Raw genomic sequence first — 5,265 nt, 5'->3', positions numbered from 1 at the left:
GCAGCCGGATGCCTACGGTCGCGTGAGCATCAGTCTCCACGGGGCTGTGAGCCGCCATTTCCACGATCAGGAGTGGCAGCTGGGGCCGTCGTTAAGCATCTCGCACGACGGCGACTACGCAATCGCCGTCGTACGCTTGGACTAGCCCGGCGCCGTGCTAATCGACGGACTTCTGACGGCGACCGACCAAGATGCCGGCACCGAAGATTAGCGCGCCCAGGATTGCGCCGGTTCCGGCGACTGCGGCGGTTTGGAGCGGGGAGTTGGTCGCGGCCTGCTGAGTCTGCACATCAACTTCGTCGAGGCCATTGCCGGAAGCGTTGGACTTTGCGGAAGCCTTGCCAGATGCCTTGGATGAGCCGCTGGCCTTGGACTCTCCGGTCTTGGAGGCACCGGTCTTCACAGCTTCTTCGCGTTCCTTGGCGGAGCCGCCGACGCTGAGGTCCGTGGCCGTGTCCTGGCTGCGGTCGGAGGAACCGTGAGCAGCAAAGGTGTAGAGTGCGCAGTCATTTTCGACGCAGTTGGCGGCCGATGTGACGGCCTCGACATTGAGCGTTGTGGAGAAGCTGCCGTCGGAGGACATCTGGGAGGTGCGGACAAACTCAGCGGCGGAGAAAGCATCAGCGTTGGTGGTGGAGAACTTGTTCTTCTCAGCCACTGCGACGTAGATGCCGTTGCCACTGGTCTTGAATCCGGTGCCGGAGACGGTAATTGGGGTGCTGCCCGATGGATTCAGTTCCGTGGTGGACAGGCTTACCGACGGGGTGCCGGTCGAGGAGCTGCTGCCGTTGGAGCTGCTGGAGCCACTGGAAGCGCTGGTGCTACTCGTTCCACTAGACCCTGTGCTGCCACTGGTGCCGGAGCTTGCGCTGCCTGCGGACTGTGAGGAGCCACCGCCGGAGGGCAGGGTAGCGTCCTGCTTGGCAGCTCCGCCGGCAAACGATACCGCGGTCGCCGTGTCCTGGCTGCGGTCGGAAGAACCGTGAGCAGCAATGGTGTAGACCGAGCAAGCGTTCTGCATGCAGTCTGCCGTGCCGAACTTCGCGCTGACCGGAAGATCCACGCTGAAGCTGCCGTCGGACTTCAAGTTGCCGCGAGAGGTAGACACAAACTGGGTATCCGGGCCGAAGGAATCGGCGTTGGTCACATCCATCTGGTCATTTTGCGCGATACCGACGTAGATGCCCGGTCCAGAGGTCTTGAATCCCTTGCCTTCAACTCGAATGGTGTCGCCGCTCGGGTTCAAGTCTGAGGTCTTGGACAGGCTCACCGATGCGTTACCCCGTGACTGCGACGGTGACTGCGAGCCCGACTGTGACTGGGAGCCCGAACCAGTGCTCTGGCCACCGCTCGGTGCCGCGCTGGTGGAACCCTGTGATTGAGCAGCCTGGGAAGTAGCACCCGCCTTGAAGGTGATGGGGACCCACTGGTCATTGCTGCGGTCAGAAAGATTAGGGAACGCAGTAAAGGAGGCTACGTAGCACTGGGTGGAGGTGCAGTCGACATCGCCAAAGCTGGTCGCGACCTTCATCTCCTGCGTAAAACTTCCGTCAGCGCCGACTGTCACCTTGGCCGCTTCGCCGTAGGTCGAAGGGTAGCCCGACTTTGGCTTCTCGATTGTCTGGGCCAGGTAAATATTTGCGTTAGCGGGGTAGCCGACTCCCTTGATGGTCACGGTGGCGCCGTCGGACAGATCGGTGGCAGGGGTCACAGAGAGCTGGCGCTCAGACTGATCGGTGCTGCCGCCGAGAAGGTCGCCGATGCCGGGGAGCGAACCGCCGAGCTGTCCAATCGATGGCAGTGACTGTGCCGATGCGGGGACTGCGGGTAAAAATCCCGTACTCACTACGATTGCCGAAGCTAGAACAATAGAGCGGGGAAGCAGGCTCCGTCGGAAAGCGCCCTGCGTCGTGGACATGTGAACCTCTGATTCTGTTTGGGAGTTCCGGCGCAGGCGCGGCGAAAAACAGGGAACCCCACCGCGCTGACCAGAGTAAAGCGTAAACTAAGGCAAGCCTACCCTCCGCGTATTGATAAGGGCAATAAATGCCCCTGCCGAGGTGGGCGAGGGGCGCTCTCTAGTCTGCGGCCTCCGCGACGCTCATGAGATAAGAGATTGTCATGCGTTTGATTTCCTGCACCGTCAGCTCGTAATGAGCTTCCCGCTCAGCATCGCTTCCCGGATGGTCCACCGCATAATTCAGCAGGGCGTACGTGGCGTTAATCATGAGGTCGGAGATGAAGTTCAGTTCCGCATCGCTTGACGACGGCACCAGCGGGCGCAGCACCTTTGAAATCTCGGTGACCAGGCGTGACTTCGTATCTTCTGCGGTTGCGCGTGTGGCGGGCGTTGATTGAACAGCCAGCCATACGGCTCTTCTGGAAACGTCCTCGCGCCAGAGTTTTGCCAGGTGATCGATGAACTCCGAGAGAAACTCCGGCCATTTCAAGGTGGGGACTGTTTCGCCGAAGCGTGAGACTTCCTCGATGACGGCCTCGGTGTCCTGACGGTCGAGCTCGCAGATCATCACATACTTGTTTGCGAAGAATTGGTAGAGCGTGCCAATGGGGATATCTGCGATGCGAGCGACTTCGTCGAAAGTGAAAGACTCAAACCCGTGCTCGATGAGCACTGTGCGTGCCGAGCTGAGCATGCGTGCGTACCGCTCTCGGCTGCGTTGCTGAGCCGGAGTGCGACGGGGACGAAGAATATTCGGTGCGTCCTGGGATTGAGTCACTACTACGAAACCGTCTAATCGGGATGATGTGGGAGGAGAGTTTGGGGCCAGGGGCAAAGTAGGCCTTGCGGCTAGTTAGCTTTCGGAAGCCTGTGATTCCACGCCCAAGTCACGCAGTACGCGCTGGACGTGCCCCTTGGCGCGAACGTTGTACCAGGCCTTTTCAATTTCTCCTTCGGCATTAACCAGGAAAGTCGAGCGGATGACGCCCTGGACAATCTTGCCGTAGTTCTTCTTCTCGCCGAAAGCGCCGAATGCGGTCATGGTTTCCTTGTCCGGATCGGACAGAAGGGTGAAGTTTAAGCCGTGGTCCTCGCGGAACTTTGCGAGTTTCGCCGGCTTGTCCGGAGAAATACCTACGACAGGAATGCCGGCATCGTTCAGGGCAGCGGATTCATCGCGGAAGTCGCATGCCTCAGTGGTGCAACCTGGGGTGTTGGCCCGCGGGTAGAAGTAAATCAGCACGGGCTTGCCCGCGTAGTCCGACAGAGAAACCTGCTCTTCGGCGTCGTTGAGAAGAGTAAACGCTGGGGCAGGGTCGCCAGCTTCCAGACGGATGTTGTTCTGGCCGTATTCTTTGTCGCTGGAGGAAGAAGTAGTCATGGCTTCATCGTATCGACTCTGGAGCGGTGCGTGTCGACTCTGAAGCAATGCGTTGAGTTTTTCCCCGTGCTCGCCCACGTTGCTGTAGTGGAAGTGTTAGTCTTTTAGGCGAACAATCACTTTAGATATTCAACTTTTTAGGGAGTTTACGTGGCTCGCAGCATTGAAGATATCCAGCGCGATATTGAGCGTAACCGTAACCAGCTCGCCCGTACTCTGGATGAGCTAACCGTGCGAACGAATCCGAAGAACGTTGCGGATGACGCAAAGACCCGTGTTTTCGATGCTCTGAATGAGCCGAAGGTGCAGGCAGCACTGGGCGTCGTTGCCGCACTTGTTGTTGGTGGCATCGCAATGGGCATTCGTCGCAACCGCAATCGCAGCAAGGAAATTGACCGCATTCGCGAGATGATTGAGACTGCTGCTAAATAGTTTTTCGGTAATTAGCGCACGCGCTTCGGGTGGTTGCCTGGGGTCGTGCGCTTTTGCGTATCTAACCCTTGTTTGAGTCAGGCGTGGGGTGCGAGCGAGGGTTGCAAGTTGGGGGTTAAGTAAAGAAAAGTGTGTCCGCATGCCACCATAACCCCAGACCACACACCACAAATCACCAAAGAATAGCTCCCCGAAAGCTATTACCCACACCATCCCGCACCTCCGGCCACATTTGTGCTAACCGCACACCGGTTGGATTAAAGGATGACCACCAACCGCCCCAGCTGCCCACTATGCGGCAACAACACAAAGAAAAACGGCACCACCAGCAAATCAACCACCCGTTGGCGCTGCACCCACTGCGGACACTCCTTTACCCGCAACACCCAAACCCACAACAAAAACACCGCCACCATGGCTTTGTTCATCCAATGGGCCACCGGCACCCAATCTCTAACCACCTTCGCCGCACACCATGGCGTAACCAGGCAAACCATGCACCACCGATTCCGATGGTGCTGGTGGATCATCCCCACACCCACCATCGACTCATTCCGCATCCATGACCAAATCTTCCTCGACGCGACCTATCTAAAGTCCGGATGCCTCCTGATCGCAGCCAGTAAAACCCACGTCATCAACTGGACCTGGGCCAGACACGAAACCACCGCCGCCTACACCGAACTCCTACGCCCCATTGCCGCACCACTAATCGCAGTCACAGACGGCGGACAAGGTGCCCAATCAGCCATCCACCACTGCTGGCCAACAACACGCATCCAACGCTGCCTCGTCCACGCCCAACGAACAGTCCGCCGCCACACCACCAGCAACCCCCGCACCGATGCCGGCAAAACCCTCTACCGCCTAGCCCTGAAACTCACTCGCATCACCGACCTTGACCAAGCATCCACATGGGTCGCCCACCTGCACGAATTCGACCACACCTACCGGGAATGGATGAACGAGAAAACCACCATCAAAGACCCTGCTACCGGCGCCTACACCAAGGTCTACACCCACCAACGCGTCCGAGCGGCCTATCAATCATTGCTATCTCTGCACCGCAGAGACCTGCTGTTTACCTACCTGCAACCCCCACCAACAACCATCGACCCCGACAACCTTGCAGCAACAACAAACAGCCTCGAAGGTGGCATCAACGCCCCCATAAAAGAACTAGCCCGCAGACACCGCGGACTATCACTACCGCATCAACGCACAGTGATGGATTGGTGGCTGTATCTACATACAGAAGTCCCTGACGATCCGGTCAAGATCGCCAGGGACCAACGATGGGGTCAAGACGCACTTTCCACAGCAACAGACCTGATCACCCACAACACCACAGCCACTACCAATGACATCGGTGCACCAGCAGAATACGACACCGCCATCGACACCAGCTACCAACACAACCTCGGCATCCAAAAAGGCTGGATCAAATAACCGCAACACGCCCGGAAAAGACACACTTTTCTTTACTTAACCC

General features: G+C 58.1%; 5 protein-coding genes and 1 pseudogene. 3 read left to right on the top strand and 3 right to left on the bottom strand.

From position 1 onward, the window contains the following. Nucleotides 1-145: pseudogene (locus ADB02_RS11855) on the top strand (holo-ACP synthase); the annotation flags it as partial. 12 nt (nucleotides 146-157) lie between these two features. Here the strand turns inward: ADB02_RS11855 and ADB02_RS09735 are convergent. From ADB02_RS09735 to bcp, 3 genes are all read right to left on the bottom strand, one after another. After that, a complete protein-coding gene (locus ADB02_RS09735; RefSeq protein ID WP_080969617.1) occupies nucleotides 158-1,918 on the bottom strand; it encodes a neocarzinostatin apoprotein domain-containing protein in 1,761 nt (586 codons plus the stop codon). Between the two features lie 160 nt (nucleotides 1,919-2,078). Then, nucleotides 2,079-2,738, bottom strand: a complete 660-nt coding sequence (locus ADB02_RS09730) for a TetR/AcrR family transcriptional regulator (RefSeq protein ID WP_049172878.1) — start codon at nucleotides 2,736-2,738, stop codon at nucleotides 2,079-2,081. 75 nt (nucleotides 2,739-2,813) lie between these two features. After that, entirely contained in the window at nucleotides 2,814-3,341 is a 528-nt protein-coding gene (gene bcp, locus ADB02_RS09725) for a thioredoxin-dependent thiol peroxidase (RefSeq protein WP_049172881.1), read from the bottom strand. 150 nt (nucleotides 3,342-3,491) lie between these two features. Between bcp and ADB02_RS09720 the strand changes: the two genes are divergently transcribed. Both ADB02_RS09720 and ADB02_RS09715 read left to right on the top strand, forming a co-directional pair. Then, nucleotides 3,492-3,773, top strand: a complete 282-nt coding sequence (locus tag ADB02_RS09720) for a DUF3618 domain-containing protein (RefSeq protein WP_038628049.1) — start codon at nucleotides 3,492-3,494, stop codon at nucleotides 3,771-3,773. 264 nt (nucleotides 3,774-4,037) lie between these two features. Further along, nucleotides 4,038-5,222, top strand: a complete 1,185-nt coding sequence (locus tag ADB02_RS09715; protein WP_011018353.1) for an IS256-like element IS3503 family transposase — start codon at nucleotides 4,038-4,040, stop codon at nucleotides 5,220-5,222. The last annotated feature ends 43 nt before the right edge of the window (nucleotides 5,223-5,265 follow it).

It is taken from the genome of Corynebacterium sp. 212_CJEI, assembly GCF_001055915.1.
Taxonomy (GTDB): domain Bacteria; phylum Actinomycetota; class Actinomycetes; order Mycobacteriales; family Mycobacteriaceae; genus Corynebacterium; species Corynebacterium jeikeium_D.
The sequence above is the reverse complement of the archived record's forward strand: the minus strand, read 5'-3'. Positions and strand labels throughout refer to the sequence as shown.

Coding starts and splice junctions, on each gene's coding strand:
- bcp (WP_049172881.1), bottom strand. CDS start 3,341: ATGACTACTTCTTCCTCCAGCGACAAAGAATACGGCCAGAACAACATC.
- ADB02_RS09715 (WP_011018353.1), top strand. CDS start 4,038: ATGACCACCAACCGCCCCAGCTGCCCACTATGCGGCAACAACACAAAG.
- ADB02_RS09735 (WP_080969617.1), bottom strand. CDS start 1,918: ATGTCCACGACGCAGGGCGCTTTCCGACGGAGCCTGCTTCCCCGCTCT.